Origin of the sequence: Blastomonas fulva (assembly GCF_003431825.1) — a bacterium.
GTDB classification, from domain to species: Bacteria; Pseudomonadota; Alphaproteobacteria; order Sphingomonadales; family Sphingomonadaceae; genus Blastomonas; species Blastomonas fulva.
Genome location: NZ_CP020083.1, coordinates 3691121 through 3708493 on the forward strand (window position 1 = coordinate 3691121; position 17373 = coordinate 3708493).

Annotated in this window: 18 protein-coding genes and 1 tRNA gene; 17 read left to right on the plus strand and 2 right to left on the minus strand. The window is 64.7% G+C overall.

Translation table 11 applies throughout. The features are described from left to right. Window position 1 precedes the first annotated feature (1 nt). From B5J99_RS17410 to B5J99_RS17460, 11 genes are all read left to right on the plus strand, one after another. A complete protein-coding gene (locus B5J99_RS17410; RefSeq protein ID WP_054134729.1) occupies window positions 2-178 on the plus strand; it encodes a DNA gyrase inhibitor YacG in 177 nt (58 codons plus the stop codon). 126 nt (window positions 179-304) lie between these two features. Further along, window positions 305-380 (plus strand) — tRNA-Phe (locus B5J99_RS17415). 124 nt (window positions 381-504) lie between these two features. Continuing rightward, window positions 505-1158: an NADPH-dependent FMN reductase gene (locus tag B5J99_RS17420; RefSeq protein ID WP_117353592.1), complete on the plus strand. Its 654-nt coding sequence runs from the start codon at window positions 505-507 to the stop codon at window positions 1156-1158. After that, window positions 1148-1984 (plus strand): helix-turn-helix transcriptional regulator, encoded by an 837-nt coding sequence (locus B5J99_RS17425; RefSeq protein ID WP_162892645.1) that lies wholly within the window; start codon window positions 1148-1150, stop codon window positions 1982-1984. Before B5J99_RS17420 ends, B5J99_RS17425 begins: the two co-directional genes overlap by 11 nt. A gap of 67 nt (window positions 1985-2051) precedes the next feature. Beyond that, window positions 2052-2402, plus strand: a complete 351-nt coding sequence (locus B5J99_RS17430) for a hypothetical protein (protein ID WP_162892646.1) — start codon at window positions 2052-2054, stop codon at window positions 2400-2402. Window positions 2403-2445: 43 nt separating this feature from the next. Continuing rightward, complete coding sequence (locus B5J99_RS17435) at window positions 2446-3015, plus strand: DUF1993 domain-containing protein (protein WP_117353123.1); 570 nt, start codon at window positions 2446-2448, stop codon at window positions 3013-3015. A 116-nt stretch (window positions 3016-3131) separates the two neighbouring features. Beyond that, on the plus strand, window positions 3132-3968 hold the full coding sequence (locus B5J99_RS17440; RefSeq protein WP_117353593.1) for an alpha/beta fold hydrolase: 837 nt from the start codon (window positions 3132-3134) through the stop codon (window positions 3966-3968). Between the two features lie 102 nt (window positions 3969-4070). After that, a complete protein-coding gene (locus B5J99_RS17445) occupies window positions 4071-5321 on the plus strand; it encodes a putative DNA modification/repair radical SAM protein (protein ID WP_117353124.1) in 1251 nt (416 codons plus the stop codon). An 11-nt stretch (window positions 5322-5332) separates the two neighbouring features. Continuing rightward, on the plus strand, window positions 5333-6772 hold the full coding sequence (locus tag B5J99_RS17450; RefSeq protein WP_117353125.1) for a UdgX family uracil-DNA binding protein: 1440 nt from the start codon (window positions 5333-5335) through the stop codon (window positions 6770-6772). A 24-nt stretch (window positions 6773-6796) separates the two neighbouring features. Continuing rightward, window positions 6797-7492: a guanitoxin biosynthesis heme-dependent pre-guanitoxin N-hydroxylase GntA gene (gntA, locus tag B5J99_RS17455; protein WP_117353126.1), complete on the plus strand. Its 696-nt coding sequence runs from the start codon at window positions 6797-6799 to the stop codon at window positions 7490-7492. Further along, window positions 7482-8078 carry a DUF1989 domain-containing protein gene (locus tag B5J99_RS17460; RefSeq protein WP_117353127.1) on the plus strand — a complete coding sequence of 199 codons (597 nt, stop codon included), beginning with the start codon at window positions 7482-7484 and terminating at the stop codon, window positions 8076-8078. The genes gntA and B5J99_RS17460 overlap by 11 nt, the downstream gene beginning before the upstream one ends. On the opposite strand, the gene B5J99_RS17465 is transcribed toward B5J99_RS17460, so the two are convergent. Then, on the minus strand, window positions 8075-8953 hold the full coding sequence (locus tag B5J99_RS17465) for a class I SAM-dependent methyltransferase (RefSeq protein ID WP_162892647.1): 879 nt from the start codon (window positions 8951-8953) through the stop codon (window positions 8075-8077). The genes B5J99_RS17460 and B5J99_RS17465 overlap by 4 nt on opposite strands. Window positions 8954-9132: 179 nt before the next feature. Here B5J99_RS17465 and B5J99_RS17470 point away from each other — a divergent pair, with 179 nt between their 5' ends. After that, window positions 9133-10047 carry a GNAT family N-acetyltransferase gene (locus B5J99_RS17470; RefSeq protein WP_117353129.1) on the plus strand — a complete coding sequence of 305 codons (915 nt, stop codon included), beginning with the start codon at window positions 9133-9135 and terminating at the stop codon, window positions 10045-10047. A gap of 27 nt (window positions 10048-10074) precedes the next feature. Here B5J99_RS17470 and B5J99_RS17475 read toward each other — a convergent pair whose 3' ends face one another. Then, on the minus strand, window positions 10075-11091 hold the full coding sequence (locus tag B5J99_RS17475) for a polysaccharide deacetylase family protein (RefSeq protein ID WP_162892648.1): 1017 nt from the start codon (window positions 11089-11091) through the stop codon (window positions 10075-10077). Between the two features lie 449 nt (window positions 11092-11540). On the opposite strand from B5J99_RS17475, the gene mdh reads away from it, so the two are divergent. The 5 genes from mdh (at window position 11541) to B5J99_RS17500 (ending at window position 17345) form a co-directional block, all read left to right on the plus strand. Further along, a complete protein-coding gene (mdh, locus tag B5J99_RS17480) occupies window positions 11541-12503 on the plus strand; it encodes a malate dehydrogenase (RefSeq protein ID WP_069050363.1) in 963 nt (320 codons plus the stop codon). Further along, window positions 12503-13111: a hypothetical protein gene (locus tag B5J99_RS17485; RefSeq protein ID WP_117353131.1), complete on the plus strand. Its 609-nt coding sequence runs from the start codon at window positions 12503-12505 to the stop codon at window positions 13109-13111. Before mdh ends, B5J99_RS17485 begins: the two co-directional genes overlap by 1 nt. Further along, window positions 13108-13995 (plus strand): succinate--CoA ligase subunit alpha, encoded by an 888-nt coding sequence (gene sucD, locus B5J99_RS17490; protein ID WP_054134741.1) that lies wholly within the window; start codon window positions 13108-13110, stop codon window positions 13993-13995. The genes B5J99_RS17485 and sucD overlap by 4 nt, the downstream gene beginning before the upstream one ends. A gap of 113 nt (window positions 13996-14108) precedes the next feature. Further along, window positions 14109-14375, plus strand: a complete 267-nt coding sequence (locus B5J99_RS17495; RefSeq protein ID WP_117353594.1) for a GIY-YIG nuclease family protein — start codon at window positions 14109-14111, stop codon at window positions 14373-14375. Window positions 14376-14519: 144 nt separating this feature from the next. Further along, window positions 14520-17345 carry a 2-oxoglutarate dehydrogenase E1 component gene (locus B5J99_RS17500; RefSeq protein ID WP_117353132.1) on the plus strand — a complete coding sequence of 942 codons (2826 nt, stop codon included), beginning with the start codon at window positions 14520-14522 and terminating at the stop codon, window positions 17343-17345. The last annotated feature ends 28 nt before the right edge of the window (window positions 17346-17373 follow it).

Sequence of the window (17373 nt, forward strand, 5' to 3'; positions counted from 1 at the left end):
CATGACCGATCCTCGCCCCAATCCGCGCGCCTGCCCGATGTGCCGCAAGCCCGCGCGCGCCGAATTCACACCCTTTTGCAGCAAGGCCTGCAAGGACCGCGACCTGCTGCAATGGCTGGGCGAAGGCTATAGCGTCCCCGGCCCGCCCGCCGACCAGCCCGATGCGGATTATGATTGAGGCCGAATCCGAAAAGGGAGAACGGTCGCGCGATTTTGCTATGGACAAGCCCCGCCTGCCCTGCCTATAGGCGGCGCTCCAAATCGCCGGTGAGGCGATGCAGGCGGCACGTCGGTGCCACCAGATGCCCGGGTAGCTCAGTTGGTAGAGCATGCGATTGAAAATCGCAGTGTCGGCGGTTCGACCCCGTCCCCGGGCACCACTTCCTTCCTTTCATGATCAGGTCCCCGGCGTCCCGCCGCCTTGAGCCTTCTAAAAACGTCTGGCTTGGCGCGCGCCGGCGGCCCATGATCGGCGTGCGTCCGTTTTTCAGCAAGGAAAGCCAGATGACCGGCAGCATTCTCGTGATACTGGGATCGGAGCGCATATCCGGCCCGCCCGAACCGCCGCGGCTTGGCGAACGGGTGGCATCCGCATGCGTGCACAGGCTGGAGGCAAAGGCGGTGCCTGCCACGCTGGTCGACCCGATCGAGATCGAGCTGCCGCACCCCTTCAAGCCGCATTTCGCCTATCGCGGCGGATCGGCGCCTGAAGTGCTCGACCGGCTTGCCGCGCAGATCGCCACGGCCGATGGCTATGTGATGGTCAGCCCCGAATACAACCACATGATGAGCCCGGTGCTCGCCGACCTGCTCAACCATTTCGGCAGCTCGCTGTTCTCGTACAAGCCCAGCGCCATCGTCACCTATTCGGCAGGCCAGTGGGGCGGGACGCGCGCTGCGGTCAGCATGCGCACCTTCCTGTCCGAGCTGGGCTGCCTGCCGGTCTCGGCGATGATCCATGTGCCGCGCGCGCACGAGGTGTTCGGTGCGGATGGCACCTACCTTGCCGGCATCGATGCCGCGCGCTGGGACGGCTATCTGGACCGGACGCTCGACCAGCTGGGTTGGTGGGCGGCAGCGGCTGCGCGGCAGCGCGGCGATGGCGGCAAGCGGCCCGGCGCGTTCATGGTCGATCCATCGCAAAGAAATGCGCCCTGACGCCATGGCCGGGCCGGTCGCGCACCCGATGCCGGGCGATGTCAGGTTCACCACCCGCGCCGCGCCGCCTTCACTCGATCATGCGGTGCTCGAGCTGTGGCATCTCGACGATCCGGGGGCACCGCATTGCGGCTTGCCCAAGCCGTATGTCGAGATCGTGGTCAGCCTCCGCGGGATCCACTGGTGGCGCGCGGCGCCGGGCATGCCCGAGCATCGCTATGCCACCGCCTGGGTGACCCCGGTGCAGGACGGCCCGCGATATGCCCGCGCCGAAGGTCGGCGCGAGCTCGTGGGCGCACGGCTGCAGCCCTGGGCGGCCAAGGCCTGGCTTGGTACGCTGCCCCCCGGCAATGGCGCCCCGCCCCCCAGGCTATCGGCGCTGCTCGGCCGCGAGGCAGGTCTGTTGCGCGATTCGCTCAAGGCTGCGGACAGCCTGGACTCGCTGTTCGAACGCTTTGCTGCGTGGCTCGAGGTACGGCTGCCCGACCGCGATGCGATCACCCTGCCCGCCCCTTGTCGCGACACCGACCGCGCTATGGATCTCGCCAGAGCGGTCGAAGCGACGCCGCGGCACTATCGCAGGCTGTTTTCGGGCCGTACCGATCTGGCGCCCAAACGCTGGCTGCTGCTCCACCGGATCGACGCGGTGCTGCGCGATCCCAGGCTCGCCGACCCGCAATTCTCGCTCGCGGTGCTGGCGTGCGAGCATGGCTTTGCCGATCAGGCGCATCTCACGCGCGAAATGAAGCGGTTCACCGGAGCCACCCCCGGCCAGTTACGGCACCGCGCCGCGCATTATCCGCCGCACATGCTGATGCCGCGATGACCCCTTTGTTCAATCCTGCGCTTGCGCCCGCTGCTAATCGAGGCATCGAAAGGAGCTTGGCATGAGCATGGGACGGAAAATTTTGGCGGTGGTGCTGGGGACGGTCACTGCAGGGCTCGCGATTGCAGGGGTGGAGATGCTCGCGCATGGCCGCATCACCGGCGACGCATTGTTCGCTGCAGTGGCGGCGGGTTACGGGCTCGGCGCTTTCGGCGGCAGCCTGGTGGCATTCCGCCTCTCAGGGGCGCGCTGGACTGCGGTCGCGGTGACGGCGATCCTTGCGCTGCTCGCCATCGGCAACCTGTTCGCGCTGCCGCATCCGATGTGGTTCGTGCCGGTCGCTGCGGTCACGCTGGCGGCGGGCCATGCCGCAGCGATCGCGGTATCGCGCCGGTCTGGCGGACAGGCCTTGTCCTGACGGGGTCCCGGCCTATGATCGCGCATCAGGCACGGAGACGAATATGACGCTGAAAGACACGCTGGTTCCCACCTACATCCAGATGCTCGGGGCGCTCTCCGCGTGGCTGGACAAGGCATCGGACCAGCTGCCCGCTGACAGGGCCGCAACGATCATGCGCGCGCGGCTCGCGCCGGACATGTTCCCGCTGTTCACCCAGATCTGCTTTTCGTGCGTCCAGGCGCAGGAGGGCATCTTCCGCCTGCGGCAGGAGGAAATGCCCGCCTCGGTCGGCGCGCTGCTGGCGGACGGGCGCAACGCCGACACGACCACGCCGACGATCGCCGATGCTCAGGCCCGGATCGCCGAGACGCTGCGGATCGTCGAGGCAGCCGCTGCGGACGCGCCCGATCTGTCGCCCGATGCGCCGCTGGCGCACACCTTGCCCAACGGCATGGTGTTCGATCTCACCGCCGCGCAATACGTCCGCGACTGGGCGCTGCCGCAGCTCTATTTCCATGTGATGGCCGCCTATGCCATCCTGCGGGCCGAGGGCGTGGGCATCGGAAAGGCGGATTTCGTCGCGCACATGTTCCCCTTCCTGCGTCCAGGGACGATGCCGAAACCCGGCTGACCCTTGCGGCAACCGGACACAAGGCGAGTGCGTACGGAGCGATGATGACGCCAGGCTGGCGTCATCGACGAGTCCTTTTCGCGGGCTATCACCGCGATCAGCAAGGGAGAACGATGATGGCCTATGTTTCCGCAGCCGATGGCACGCAGATTTTCTACAAGGACTGGGGACCGCGCGATGCCCAGCCGATCGTGTTCCACCATGGCTGGCCGCTGTCGTCCGACGACTGGGACACGCAGATGCTGTTCTTCCTCGATCAGGGATTCCGCGTCGTCGCGCACGACCGGCGCGGCCATGGCCGGTCACAGCAGGTGAGCGAGGGACATGACATGGACCATTATGCCAATGATGCTGCAGCCGTCACCGCGCATCTCGATCTGAAGAATGCGGTGCACATCGGCCACTCGACCGGCGGCGGCGAAGCTGCGCGTTATGTCGCTCAGCACGGCATCCCGCAGGGCCGCGTCGCCAAGGCCGTGCTGGTCGCGGCGGTGCCGCCGATCATGATCAAGACCGAGCGCTACCCCGGCGGACTCGACATGGAGGTGTTCGACGGCTTTCGCAGCGGACTCTCCGCCAACCGCGCCGCGTTCTTCCGCGATGTCGCGTCGGGCCCGTTCTACGGCTTCAACCGCGAGGATTCTCAGCCCGATGAGGCGGTGGTCGATAACTGGTGGCGGCAGGGCATGATGGGAAGCGCCAAGGCGCATTACGATGGCATCAAGGCCTTTTCCGAAACCGACCAGACCGACGACCTGAAGGCGATGACCGTCCCTACCCTGGTGCTGCACGGCGATGACGATCAGGTGGTGCCTTACAAGAACGCCGCGCTGCTGCAGGCCGATCTGCTCCCCGATGCCACGCTGAAAATCTATGAAGGCCTTTCCCACGGGATGCTGACGGTCAACGCCGACACGCTCAACGCCGATATTCTCGCCTTCATCCGATCCTGATCCCAAAGGTCACGCGCCCGGTACGCAGAAAACGCGACGGACCGGGCGCGGAGCACCGCCAAGCCCCTGTTCTTTCTTTGTTCTTGACTCTATATCGGTGGCATGAGCGAAAAACCGATTCTGCAAAAATTGGGCGTGCTGGCCGACGCCGCCAAATACGACGCTTCCTGCGCCTCGTCGGGAACGATAAAACGCGACTCAACCGGTACCAAGGGGATTGGATCGACCGGCGGGATGGGGATCTGCCACAGCTATGCACCTGACGGCCGCTGCATCTCGCTGCTCAAGATCCTGCTCACCAATTTCTGCATTTATGATTGCCGCTTCTGCATCAACCGCGCGTCGAGCAACGTGCCGCGCGCGCGGTTCAATCCGGAAGAGGTCGTGCGGCTGACGCTCGATTTCTACAAGCGCAACTATATCGAGGGGCTGTTCCTCTCTTCCGGCATCATCCGTTCGGAAGATTACACGATGGAGCAGCTTGTCGAGGTCGCGCGGCTGCTGCGCGAGGAGCACCGTTTCGGGGGCTATATTCACCTGAAGACCATCGCCGGCGCTTCGCCCGAACTGATCGCGCGTGCAGGCCTCTATGCCGACCGCCTCTCGACCAATGTCGAACTGCCCACCGAAGCAGGGCTCAAGAGCTTCGCGCCAGAAAAAACCTCGGCGACGATCCGCAAGACGATGGCAGGCGTGCGCGTCGGGTTAGACGATGCGGCAGAAGCTGCGCGCGGGCGGCTGCTCAAGAAAGCCAAGCCACCGCGCTTTGCCCCGGCGGGCCAATCGACCCAGATGATCGTCGGCGCGGATGGGGCCAAGGACGACGACATCCTGCAATCGGCAACCAGCCTCTATTCGGGGTACAAATTGCGCCGGGTCTATTATTCTGCCTACAGCCCGATCCCCGATGCGAGCAGCGACCTGCCCCCCGTGCGTCCGCCGCTGATCCGCGAGCACCGGCTGTACCAGGCCGACTGGCTGCTGCGCTTCTACGGCTTTTCGCGCGGCGAGATCATGGAAGGCGCAGAGGGGGGCATGCTCGACCTGACGATCGATCCCAAGCTCGCCTGGGCGCTGCAGCGGCGCGAGGCGTTTCCGGTCGACATCAACCGCGCGCCGCGCGAGATGCTGCTGCGCGTGCCGGGCCTCGGCACCAAGGCGGTCGAGCGGATCATCGCCACCCGGCGGCTGGGTGCGGTGCGGCTGGGCGATCTGGCCAAGCTCACCGCCTCGGTGAAGAAGGTGCTGCCGTTCATCACCACCCCCGACTGGCGCCCCGGCGGGTTGACCGACAGCGAAAACTTGCGCGCACGCTTCGCCCCGCCGCCCGAGCAGATGAGCCTAGCGCTCTGAAGCCACGAACGATGCGCGAAATCATCCTCAAAACCCCCGGAGACTTTGCCGAATGGCGCGATGCCGCGCGCGCGCTGCTCGCCGCCGAGGTGCCGCCCGAGCAAGTCGTATGGCGGCAGGCGGGCGAGAGCGCCTCGCTGTTTTCCGACGACGCGCCGCTGGTGCCCGGGCGCACGGTCGCCCTGCCCCGCGCGCTGGTGACCACGCTCGACCGCGTGATCTGCCACCGCGATGCCAATGTGCCAACGCGGCTCTACACCATCGCCTGGCGCGCCTTGGGCGACCGGCGGCTGCTCGAACGGCGCACCGACAACGACGTCGACTGGCTGGCCAAGTCCGACAAGGCGATCCGCCGCGACCTGCACAAGATGCACGCGTTCGTCCGCTTCCGCAGGCTGGGCGGCGAGGATGCCGAACGCGAATCCTTCGTCGCCTGGTTCGAGCCCGAACACCGGATCGTGCGGCTGGCGGCACCTTTCTTCCGCAAGCGCTTCTACGGCATGGACTGGGCGATCCTGACGCCCGACGCGCGCGCGATCTGGCAGGACGAGACGCTCAGTTTCGGCCCCGGCGGCACCCGCGACGAGGTGCCCGATTCCGACGTGGTGGAGGAGCAGTGGCGGATGTATTACGGTTCGATCTTCAACCCCGCGCGGGTCAAGATTGCCGCGATGCGCGCCGAGATGCCCAAAAAATACTGGCACAACCTTCCCGAGGCGCAGGATATCGGCCCGCTGCTGGCGGGCGCGGGGGCGCGGGTCGAGCGGATGCGCGAGACTGCGGTCCAGCTCGCCAATCCGCGCAGCGACAAATGGCGCGTGCGGGGGGAGATGGAGGCTCCGATAGCGGGCGAAACAGCGACCCTCGAGGAGCTGGCGCGCAGCCTGCAGACATGCACCCGCTGCCCGATCCACTGCAATGCCACCCAGGCGGTCCCGGGCGAAGGCAAAGCAGGCGCGCGCATCATGCTGGTGGGCGAACAGCCGGGCGACCGAGAGGATCTGGAAGGCCGCCCTTTCGTCGGCCCGGCAGGCCAGCTGCTCGACGAGGCGCTGGCGGAAGCGGGGCTCGACCGCGCGCAGCTCTACATCACCAACGCGGTCAAGCACTTCAAGTTTGAGCCGCGCGGCAAGCGCCGGTTGCACCAGAACCCTTCCACCGGCGAGATCGACATCTGCCGCTGGTGGCTCGATCAGGAGCGCGCGCTGGTCAGGCCCGACATCATCGTCTCGCTGGGTGGCAGCGCGCTGCGCGGGCTCACCGGCAAGAGCGCCAGCATCGCCTCGGTGCGCGGCAAGCCGATGACCCTGGAAGGCGGCGAAAGGCTGGTGGCGACGGTGCATCCCTCCTTCCTGCTGCGCCTGCCCGACCGCCAGCGCGCCGCGGCCGAACGCGCCGCCTTCATCGCCGATCTGGCAGCCGCGCGGAAGCTTGCGCTGAATGCAACCTGATCGGGATCGCCGCGTAGGAGTGGGATGTTTATTCCTTGCAGCAATACCGATCATCCGCTGGCGCAACGGTTTCGCGCATTTATCAAGCAACCCGAATTCCCCTGTGTCGGCGCCAAGTCGGCTCTGGGCAAAGGGCAGATGCGGATCATCGTCGGGCGCGATCTGCGTTCCGGCTGGGACGATCTGCGCATCCTGCCCTCGCTGATGGCCATTGCGCAGGATTATGCGCGCGACCCCGTGCCGTTCCAGTCGCTGGCGGTGCTGTTCGAGGAGGACGCAGGTCTGAACGAAGAGCAGTTCGAACAGCATCTGTGGCAGCGGGTGCAATCGCTGACCGACAAGGACGCATGGCTCGGACAGGAGGCCGATCCGCGTGTGAGCTCGGACCCCGATGATCCGCATTTCTCGCTCAGCTTTGGCGGTGAGGCGTTTTTCGTCGTCGGGCTGCACCCGCATGCCAGCCGCCCCGCACGGCGCTTCGAGCGTCCGGCGCTGATCTTCAACCTGCACGACCAGTTCGAGCAATTGCGCGCCAATGGGCTTTACGACAAGATGCGCGGCACGATCATCGCGCGCGACATCGCGCTTGCGGGCGATGCCAACCCGATGCTGGCGGTGCATGGAACGGTCTCTGAAGCCCGGCAATATAGCGGCCGCCAAGTCGACCAGAGTTGGAAATGCCCGATGAGCCAGCGCAAGGTTGCCGATCATGCCCTCTGATCCCCGCAGCGAAATCCCGCCGCGCTCGGGAACCGCGTTCGAGCTGCGCAAGGGCCAGACACTGACCGTCATCGATGTGCGCGGCGAGCAGGTGGCTGATCTGCTGGCGTTCGACCGGGAGGACATTCACGAGGTCATCTCCTCGGGCCGCACGCTGGATTACGCCAGCCGAATATACCTCACCACCGGCGATCTGCTCTATTCCAACCGCAGCAACGTGATGCTGGAGATCGTCGCCGATGATGTCGGCCGCCACGATTTCCTGCTGACTCCGTGCTCGAAGGATACCTTCCGGATCATCTATGGCGACACCGATCCGCACCGCGGCTGCTTCGGCAATCTCGCCGCTGCTCTGGAGCCTTATGGCGTGACCGAGGACATGATCCCGGTGGCATTCAACTGCTTCATGAACGTGCCGGTCGATGGCACCACCGGCGAACTCCGGGTCGATCCGCCGCTGAGCAAGGCGGGCGATACCGTGACCTTCGTCGCGCACCGCGATCTGATCATCGGCCTCACCGCCTGTTCGGCGCTGCAATCGAACAACGGCTCGTTCAAGCCGATCGCCTACGAGATCAGCGGCTAGAGCTTTCGGGCGGCCAGGTAGAACCAGTCGCCCATCCCCAGCTTCGGCCCCGCCCACGCGAGCGGCGCGAACGCCAGCGCATAGGCCAGCCGTTTGGGGCTGCGCCTCAGCGTGCTCATGCTGCCGAAGGTATAGGCAAGGTCGATGCAGGTATGCTGCGTCCCAAGACAGGCAAATCCGCGCTGCTCGAGCATCACTGTCAGCGTGCGCACCGAGAACTGGTAGAGATGCCAGGGCGGCTCGGGATGCGGCCAGTGGCCCAGCACCCCCGCCAGCGGCTGCGAGGCCCTCGGGAACAGCCCATCGATGTTCGGGGTCGAGAGGATGAACAGCCCGCCGGGCTTGAGCAGCCGGTGTGCCGCCGCGATATCAGCTGCCGGATCGCGGACATGCTCGATCACGTCGAACATCGTCAGCAGATCGAAGCTTTCGGGCGCGGCATCGACCGCATGGATATCCCCGTCGGTCACCTGCAGGCCGAAATGGTCGCGCGCGAATTGGGCCGAGGCGGCGGAAAACTCCGCGCCTTCGGCCCTGAAGCCCGCAGATTTGGCCTTGTCCAGAAAAAGCCCTGTCGAACAGCCGATATCGATCAGCCGTCCGCCCGAGGCCCAGCGCCGGGTGAACACCAGATGCTCACCCGCCACGCCCGCCATGCGCGCAAAGGCCGGACTGTCGGGATCGTGCAGTTCGGTGTGATAATCCGCTTCGCCCTGATACATCGCGGCAAGCTCGGTGGGCTCGGGCGGATCGGCGATATAGGCCAAGCCGCAGTTCGAGCATTCGACCAAGGTATAGCGCCCCAGGCTGGCGAGCAGGCGGGGTCCGGTCGATCCGCAATGATTGCATACGGCCTGCGGCCAGGACTGCGCCATGTCAGGTTCCTTTTGACGGCTTGTGTCGATGTCGAGGTCGCAACTCGCCCAAGGGGATATCGCGCGACGGTGAACAACGGGTAAACCTGTTTCGCGCACCATTGGGTTCAAGCGATCTTAACCGTCCTTGTCTAGACCGGCGCGCATCGCTTCACCCACGTTCGGAAACCATCGCTCGCATGCAACCCGTTGCCACCCAGGTCCGCTTTCTGCTCGGCGACCGCCCGATCCTTGCGGCGCGCCGGATGCTGGTGCCGATCGGCTATGGGCTGGATGCCATCCTGCGCAATGCGCCCCTGCCCGCAGCGCCGTTGCCGTCCGATGCCGATGGCTATCGGCTGCAATCGGTCCCGGTCGCGCGGATTGCGCAACTGGACCGCGACTTTGCCGGGCTGGTCGCCTCGCAGCCGCAGCTTTACGCGCGGCATTATATCGACATGGCGCCGGGCCATGACGGCTATATGGCGCAGTTCTCGTCCAAGACGCGCGCGACGCTCAAGCGCAAGATGCGCAAGCTGGCCGATGCCGGCGGGGGCGAACTGGATATCCGCAGCTATCACCGACCCGATCAGCTCGATGCCTTTTTCGACGCCGCGCTGCCGCTGTCGCAGCAGACCTACCAGGCGCGGCTGCTCGATGCCGGACTGCCAGGGGATGATGGCTTCCGCGCCGAGGCACACAGGCTCGCGCGAGCGGACAATCTGCGCGCCTATGTGCTGTTCCTGCAAGGCCGGGCTGCTGCCTATCTGTATCTGCCGGTCGCCGATGATGTGCTGATCTACGCCTATCTCGGCTATGATCAGGCGTGCGCGCAGCTTTCACCCGGCACCGTTCTGCAGATGCACGCGCTCGAGCAGCTGTTTGCCGAGCAGCGCTTTCGCTATTTCGATTTCACCGAGGGCGATGGCGCGCACAAGGCGCTGTTCGGCACCCATCAGGTGCAGTGCGCGACGCTGTTCCTGCTCAAGTCCACGCTCGCCAACCGCGCCCTGCTCGCGGGACAACAGCGCTTCAACGCCGCGGTCGAGGGCACCGGCGCGTGGCTAGACCGGATCGGCGCCAAGGCCAGGATCCGCAAGCTTTTGCGCGGCTGACGAACAGCCAGGGCGCTGCAACTTCGCCTAGACGGCAGCGAGTGACTCGAACACCGCGAATTCGTTGAGGAAGAAGGTCGACAGGATCCCCGCTTCATAGCGGATGCGGCTGACCGCCTGCTCGCCGTAGCGCAGCGCGGTGCGTACCAGATTGGCGGGCAAGGTGGTGATCGACTTGCGACTGCGAGGCTCCAGCGCGTCGAAGCCGATCGGCTCGAGCCGCTGGTGGTCGGCGATGTTGCGGCACATCGCATCGAATCGCCGCACGACGATGGGATTGGCGCGGGTGCGATCGCGGCTGAGCAGTTCGAAGCTGTGGCTGACGATGGTGAAGCACGGCCAGCCGTCTTCGGCAGCATGGGTCAGCGCATCGCGCATTTCCCAGGCGGAGAGCGCGCACAATTGCACCGAGCGGATGCTGCCCGGGCGATCCTGGATGACACTCACCGGGATGATGCCGACCCCCAGATGCTCGCTGAACGGCGGCGTCGCCGGTGGCAGGTCGATATCGCATTCGCCAGAGAGGAACGAGGGGTTGAAGCTGCTGTCGTAGCGCACCCCGATCGCGCTCAGCGCGCGCAGGGTGTCGTCATTGGCGCCAAAATTGCCCGCGCGAAACGCGGTCGGTTTTGGCGCTCCGGCCATGATCAGTAAGGCGCGCGCCTGTTCGAGCAAACGGATCTGGTCGTCGAGCGGGAAATCGGCGATGTTGCGTCCGCGCAGATGCGCATGTTCGTGATCGCGGGCAAATTCCAGCCATTCGGTGTGGATGTGCAGCTGCACCTCGTGCCCGCGCTTGAGGATCGGCTCGACGATCCGCGCGATCACCCCGGGGCCATAGACCAATGCGGGCATCGGATCGACGAAGAACACTCCGGTCAGCCCTGCAGCCTCCAGCCGGTCCATCTGGTAGAAGATGCCGAATTCGCCATCGCGGCACTTGCCGGCGATCGAGCTGTCGAAATTGTCCTGCGCGCTCGCGCCCTCCTGGAAGAGCTTGAGCGACAATTCGGTATCGACGGTGAACTGAACCTTGGTGACCATCATCCTGCTCTATGTCGAGGGGGTTAAAACCGGCTTACCAATGTCGCAGCGCATTAAAAATGCTACACGCGAAGCCGCGCAAAGTCTATCCGATGTTAATTCCGGGGTGTTTCGAAATGAGGCATTATATAGTCCGTACGCACTATGCCCCCGGGCTGAAGTGCACCTTCAATAAGCCAACCCGATAGCTTGTTGCTAATAGTTTTCAATTGCATAGATAATTGGCGGAACAGGGCTTTTGACGGTTGAAATGCCCGCCCAAGCGGCCTAGGCAGGCCCCCTAGGCGACGATTCAGGCCGGGAAATCCGGCTGGCGCCAGCCTCAGGTCGTGAAACGGACACATATTTTGCCGGATTTCTGCTCAGGGAACGCACACGCACCATTTTCACCCCCGCATTCCTGACAGGCAGTTTCGGCCGGGCTTCATAACTTTCGGAAAGGATTGACCATGGCACGCAAGAAGATCGCGCTGATCGGCGCAGGCAATATCGGCGGCACGCTCGCGCACCTCGCGGCGCTCAAGGAACTGGGCGATATCGTGCTGTTCGATGTGGTGGAAGGCGTGCCCCAGGGCAAGGCGCTCGATCTGTCGCAGTGCGGCCCGGTCGAAGGCTTTGACGCCAAGATCACCGGCACCAATGATTATGCCGACATTGCTGGCGCCGATGTCATCATCGTCACCGCAGGCGTTGCCCGCAAGCCCGGCATGAGTCGCGACGACCTGCTGGGCATAAACCTCAAGGTCATGAAGGCCGTGGGCGAAGGCATCGCCGCCAACGCGCCGAACGCGTTCGTCATCTGCATCACCAACCCCCTCGACGCGATGGTCTGGGCGCTGCGCGAATTCTCCGGCCTGCCGCACCACATGGTCGTCGGCATGGCGGGCGTGCTCGACAGCGCGCGCTTCAGCCACTTCATCGCCGACGAATTCCAGGTCTCGGTGCGCGACGTGAACACTTTCGTGCTCGGCGGTCATGGCGACACCATGGTTCCCGTGGTCCAGTATTCGACCGTCGCTGGCATCCCAGTTCCCGACCTCATCAAGCAGGGCCGTTCGACCAAGGAGCGCATCGACGAGATCGTCAAGCGCACCCGCGGCGGCGGCGGCGAGATCGTTGCGCTGCTCAAGACCGGTTCGGCCTATTATGCGCCCGCCACCAGCGGTATCGCGATGGCCGAAGCCTATCTGTCGGACCAGAAGCGCCTGCTGCCCTGCGCAGCCTTTGTCGAAGGCAAATACGGTCTTGATGGCCTGTATGTCGGCGTGCCGGTGATCATCGGTGCCGGCGGCGTCGAGCAGATCGTCGAGATCGAACTCGACGACGAAGCCAAGGGCAACCTTCAGGTGTCGGTCGATGCGGTCAAGGAACTGCTCGACGCGTGCCGCAACCTGGATTCGAGCCTCGCCTGATGGCGGCCTCCGGTCTTCTGATCGGACTTTTCGCGCTGGCGGCGATGCAAGATGCGCCGCCAGCCGAAAACCCCTACCCTGCGCGAGAGGTTCTCTCCGCGTTTGCGACCGCCTGTTCGGGTATCGAAAACATGGCCGTCGCCAAGGCATCGGTGCTCGCCGCAGGCTGGCAGCCGGTGCCTGCCGATGACACCGGAGCGCTGATGGCACTGGTCGCCTTCGGCAAGGCGAAGCTCGCCGAGAGCGATCCCGACATGCAGCTCATCGAAGGCGGCGAATACCGCATGACCGTCGCCGGGCGCGAGCTGGGCGTCGTGCTGTCGGGCGTCGATCTGGAAAAGATCCGCTCGCAGGGCTGCCGCGTCTATGATTTCACCGCCGCCAGCGCCATATCACCGGAGGATCTGGAAGGCTGGGCCGCGCGTAAGCCCAACGACACCCAGACGCCCGAGGGCGGGATCATCAAGCATGTGTGGAACCCGGGGCTGAAACCCGGCCACATGGAAATGGAAATCAGCTTCGTGCCACAAGGCGCACTCGCCGCCGCCAACATTCCCCTATCCGGCCTCGTCTTCACGGCCACTGCAATGGAGTTTCTGAAACCATGAGCATTCTCGTCAACAAGCACACCAAGGTGATCACGCAGGGCATGACCGGCGCCACCGGCACCTTCCACACCGAACAGGCGCTGGCTTATGGCACCCAGATGGTCGGCGGAGTGACGCCGGGCAAGGGCGGAACCACGCATATCGGCCTGCCCAACTACAACACCGTGGCTGAAGCGAAGGCCGCCACCGGCGCGACCGCAAGCTGCATCTATGTTCCGCCGCCGTTCGCCGCGGATTCGATCCTGGAAGCGATCGATGCCGAAATGGAACTGATCGTCGCGATCACCGAAGGCATTCCGGTGCTCGACATGGTGCGCGTCAAGCGCGCTCTGGTCGGCAGCAAGTCGCGCCTCATCGGCCCCAACTGCCCCGGCGTGCTGACCCCCAACGAGTGCAAGATCGGCATCATGCCCGGCAGCATCTTCAAGAAGGGCTCGGTCGGCGTCGTCTCGCGCTCGGGCACTTTGACCTATGAAGCCGTACACCAGACCACCGCAGTCGGCCTCGGCCAGACCACGGCTGTCGGCATCGGCGGCGATCCGGTCAACGGCACCAACTTCATCGACGTGCTCGAACTGTTCATGGCCGACGACGAGACCACCTCGATCATCATGATCGGAGAAATCGGCGGCAGCGCCGAAGAAGAAGCCGCGCAGTTCATCAAGGACGAAGCCAAGCGCGGCCGCAAGAAGCCGATGGTCGGCTTCATCGCAGGCCGCACCGCGCCTCCGGGCCGCCGCATGGGCCATGCAGGGGCCATCGTTTCGGGCGGCGAAGGCGGCGCGGACGACAAGATCGCGGCGATGGAAGACGCCGGCATCCGCGTCTCCCCCTCGCCCTCGCTGCTCGGCCAGACGCTGGCGGAGCTACTGGAAACGGTGTGATTTTGGCTACCCTCTCATCCGAAAGTCGGTCCCCTGCGCAGGCAGGGGGCCATCTCCTGACTGATCGGGATTGAGCGGGGGGTGCGGTCATGCGCGAGGGCTATGTCTACATCATGGCCAACCGCAGGAAAGGCACCTTGTATATCGGAGTGACCAACGATCTCGTCCGCAGGGCGGACGAACATCGCAACGGGCAGATCGATGGCTTCACCAAGAGGCACGGCTGCACCAGGCTGGGCTGGTTCGAAGCATTCGAAGACCTGCACGAGGCCAGGCTGGTCGAGGCGCAGATGAAGAAATGGAAGCGGGCATGGAAAGTCCGCGTGATTGAAGAGTTGAACAAGGACTGGGACGACCTGTGGTGGCAACTTGGTCTCTAGCCAGACCAATACGATCGCCTGCGCAGGCAGGGCCCATCTCCGGGCGGATCGGGATTGAACGGCCGGAGCATCGAACGGCCAGCTTAGGAGATGGCCCCCTGCCTTCGCAGGGGACCGTGTTCGGCGATTAAGTGGATAGAACGTATGACCTACGACGCAAACGATTATGATCCCGCCGAGGGCCCCCAGGCGGGGCCGAGCTGGCAGCTGAGCAACTGGCCGCTGGGCGATGGCGATGACCTGACCGCAGCGCTCGACCCGATGCAGATGCAGGTTGCGGTCAAGGCCGCGATCCGCAGCGCGTCGGCAGGCGCGGGCCAGCCGGTGGACGAGGCCGCGATCGCGCGCGCCGCAGACCGCTCGATCCGCGCCATGATGCTGATCCGCACCTACCGGGTGCGCGGCCATCTGGCAGCGGATCTTGATCCGCTGGGGCTGTCGCAGCAGGATATCCCGGCTGACCTGACCCCCGAATATCACGGATTCACTGCGGCCGAGATGGACGAGAAGGTGTTCCTGGGCGGCACCATGGGTTTTGAAAGCGCCACCGTGCGCCAGCTCATCGATACCCTGCGCGCCAACTACTGCGGCAAGGTCGGCCTTGAATACATGCACATCTCGGACGTGGAGGAGCGTCGCTTCTTCCAGGACCGGATGGAAGGCGTCGACAAGGTCATCGAATTTACCGAGAACGGCAAGAAGGCCATTCTGTCCAAGGTGATCGAAGCCGAAACGTTCGAGAACTTCCTCGGCAAGAAATACGTCGGCACCAAGCGCTTCGGGCTTGATGGCGGCGAATCGATGATCCCTGCGCTCGAGGCGGTGATCAAGTACGGCGGCCAGCTTGGCCTCAAGGAAATCGTCTACGGCATGCCGCATCGCGGCCGCCTCAACGTGCTCGCCAACGTGATGGCAAAGCCCTATCGCGTGATCTTCCACGAGTTTTCGGGCGGTTCGTCCAACCCCGACGACGTCGCAGGCTCGGGCGACGTGAAGTACCACCTTGGCACCAGCACCGATCGCGAATTCGACGGCATCAGCGTCCATATGTCGCTGGTCCCCAACCCCTCGCATCTCGAGGCGGTGGATCCTGTCGTGCTGGGCAAGGTTCGCGCGCAGCAGGTCAACCGCGACGATCTGGCCGATCACAGCCAGGTGCTGCCCGTGCTGCTGCACGGAGATGCTGCGTTTGCCGGTCAGGGCATCGTGTGGGAATGCCTCGGGTTCTCGGGCATCCGCGGCTACAACACCGGCGGCTGCATCCACTTCATCGTCAACAACCAGATCGGCTTCACGACCAGCCCGCAATTCGCGCGCTCCTCGCCTTACCCCTCCGATGTCGCCAAGGGCGTTCAGGCGCCGATCCTGCACGTTAACGGCGATGATCCCGAAGCTGTTACCTTTGCCTGCAAGATGGCCATCGATTTCCGCCAGCAATTCCACCGCGATGTCGTCATCGACATGTGGTGCTACCGCCGGTTTGGCCATAACGAAGGCGACGAGCCCAGCTTCACCCAGCCCCAGATGTACGCCAAGATCCGCCAGCATCCGCGCGTCAGCAAGATCTATGGCGATCGCCTGATCGACCAGGGCGTGGTGACGCAGGACTGGATCGACGGCACGGCCACGGCGTTTTCGGACAATCTCGAAGTCGAGTTCGAGGCGGGCAAGACCTACAAGGCGAACCAGGCCGACTGGTTTGCCGGACGCTGGTCTGGCCTGCACGCGCCTGCCGACCCCGAATATGCGCGCCGCAATGTCGAAACGGGCATCGACCGCAAGCTGCTCGAGAGCCTGGGCCGCACGCTGACCACGATCCCCGAAGGCCATGAGGTTCACAAGACCCTGCGCCGCGTGATTGATGCCAAGCGCGACATGTTCGACAAGGGCGAAGGCTTCGACTGGGCGACCGGCGAAGCGCTGGCGTTCGGGTCGTTGGTGTCGGAAGGCTATGCCGTGCGTCTGTCGGGCCAGGATTCGGGTCGCGGCACGTTCAGCCACCGCCATGCGGTGTGGATCGACCAGAACACTGGCGGCCGCTATCTTCCTCTGGAACAGGTTCCGCACGGCCGGTTCGAGGTGCTCGACAGCCCCTTGTCCGAATATGGCGTGCTGGGCTTCGAGTACGGCTATGCGATGGCCGACCCGAAGACGCTGGTGCTGTGGGAAGCGCAGTTCGGCGATTTCGCCAACGGCGCGCAGATCATGATCGACCAGTTCATCGCCAGTGGCGAGGCCAAGTGGCTGCGCGCCAACGGTCTGGTGATGCTGCTGCCGCACGGCATGGAAGGCCAGGGGCCCGAGCACAGCTCGGCACGCCTAGAACGCTTCCTGCAGCTGTGTGCAGGCGACAACATGCAGGTGTGCAACATTACCACGCCGGCCAACTACTTCCATGTGCTGCGCCGGCAGATGCACCGCCCGTTCCGCAAGCCGCTGATCATCATGACGCCCAAATCGCTGCTGCGACACAAGATGGCGGTATCGAAGACCAACGACTTCTGCGGCAACAGCCACTTCATGCGCATCCTGTCCGATCCGGCCCAGCCGGAGGACAAGGACGTCAAGCGGCTGGTGCTGTGTTCGGGCAAGGTCGCGTTCGACCTGATGGAAGCGCGCGATGCGGCGGGCGACAAGCACACCGCGATCATCCGGCTGGAACAGCTCTACCCCTTCCCCGGCGAGCCGCTGACCATCCGCCTGAAGCGCATGGTCAATCTGGAAGAGGTGGTCTGGGCGCAGGAAGAGGCGCGCAACAACGGCGCGTGGTTCTTCGTCGAGCCGTTCATCGAGGAATGCCTGGCCGATGCCGGGGTCGCCCCCAAGCGTCCTCGCTACGCAGGCCGGATCGCGGCGGCATCGCCCGCCACCGGTCTTGCCAAGCGGCACCAGGCCGAACAGGGCGCGCTGATCGCAGACGCGCTTGGCCATGATGTCCGCGATGAGATCCGTCGTCAGCGCAAGAGCTGACTACCCGCAAGAATATGAAGTTGTTTCC

Coding starts and splice junctions, on each gene's coding strand:
- gntA (WP_117353126.1), top strand. CDS start 6,797: ATGTTTATTCCTTGCAGCAATACCGATCATCCGCTGGCGCAACGGTTT.
- B5J99_RS17450 (WP_117353125.1), top strand. CDS start 5,333: ATGCGCGAAATCATCCTCAAAACCCCCGGAGACTTTGCCGAATGGCGC.
- B5J99_RS17430 (WP_162892646.1), top strand. CDS start 2,052: ATGGGACGGAAAATTTTGGCGGTGGTGCTGGGGACGGTCACTGCAGGG.
- B5J99_RS17440 (WP_117353593.1), top strand. CDS start 3,132: ATGGCCTATGTTTCCGCAGCCGATGGCACGCAGATTTTCTACAAGGAC.
- B5J99_RS17460 (WP_117353127.1), top strand. CDS start 7,482: ATGCCCTCTGATCCCCGCAGCGAAATCCCGCCGCGCTCGGGAACCGCG.
- B5J99_RS17445 (WP_117353124.1), top strand. CDS start 4,071: ATGAGCGAAAAACCGATTCTGCAAAAATTGGGCGTGCTGGCCGACGCC.
- B5J99_RS17425 (WP_162892645.1), top strand. CDS start 1,148: ATGCGCCCTGACGCCATGGCCGGGCCGGTCGCGCACCCGATGCCGGGC.
- sucD (WP_054134741.1), top strand. CDS start 13,108: ATGAGCATTCTCGTCAACAAGCACACCAAGGTGATCACGCAGGGCATG.
- B5J99_RS17475 (WP_162892648.1), bottom strand. CDS start 11,091: ATGGTCACCAAGGTTCAGTTCACCGTCGATACCGAATTGTCGCTCAAG.
- B5J99_RS17465 (WP_162892647.1), bottom strand. CDS start 8,953: ATGGCGCAGTCCTGGCCGCAGGCCGTATGCAATCATTGCGGATCGACC.
- mdh (WP_069050363.1), top strand. CDS start 11,541: ATGGCACGCAAGAAGATCGCGCTGATCGGCGCAGGCAATATCGGCGGC.
- B5J99_RS17410 (WP_054134729.1), top strand. CDS start 2: ATGACCGATCCTCGCCCCAATCCGCGCGCCTGCCCGATGTGCCGCAAG.
- B5J99_RS17495 (WP_117353594.1), top strand. CDS start 14,109: ATGGCCAACCGCAGGAAAGGCACCTTGTATATCGGAGTGACCAACGAT.
- B5J99_RS17435 (WP_117353123.1), top strand. CDS start 2,446: ATGACGCTGAAAGACACGCTGGTTCCCACCTACATCCAGATGCTCGGG.
- B5J99_RS17485 (WP_117353131.1), top strand. CDS start 12,503: ATGGCGGCCTCCGGTCTTCTGATCGGACTTTTCGCGCTGGCGGCGATG.
- B5J99_RS17420 (WP_117353592.1), top strand. CDS start 505: ATGACCGGCAGCATTCTCGTGATACTGGGATCGGAGCGCATATCCGGC.
- B5J99_RS17500 (WP_117353132.1), top strand. CDS start 14,520: ATGACCTACGACGCAAACGATTATGATCCCGCCGAGGGCCCCCAGGCG.
- B5J99_RS17470 (WP_117353129.1), top strand. CDS start 9,133: ATGCAACCCGTTGCCACCCAGGTCCGCTTTCTGCTCGGCGACCGCCCG.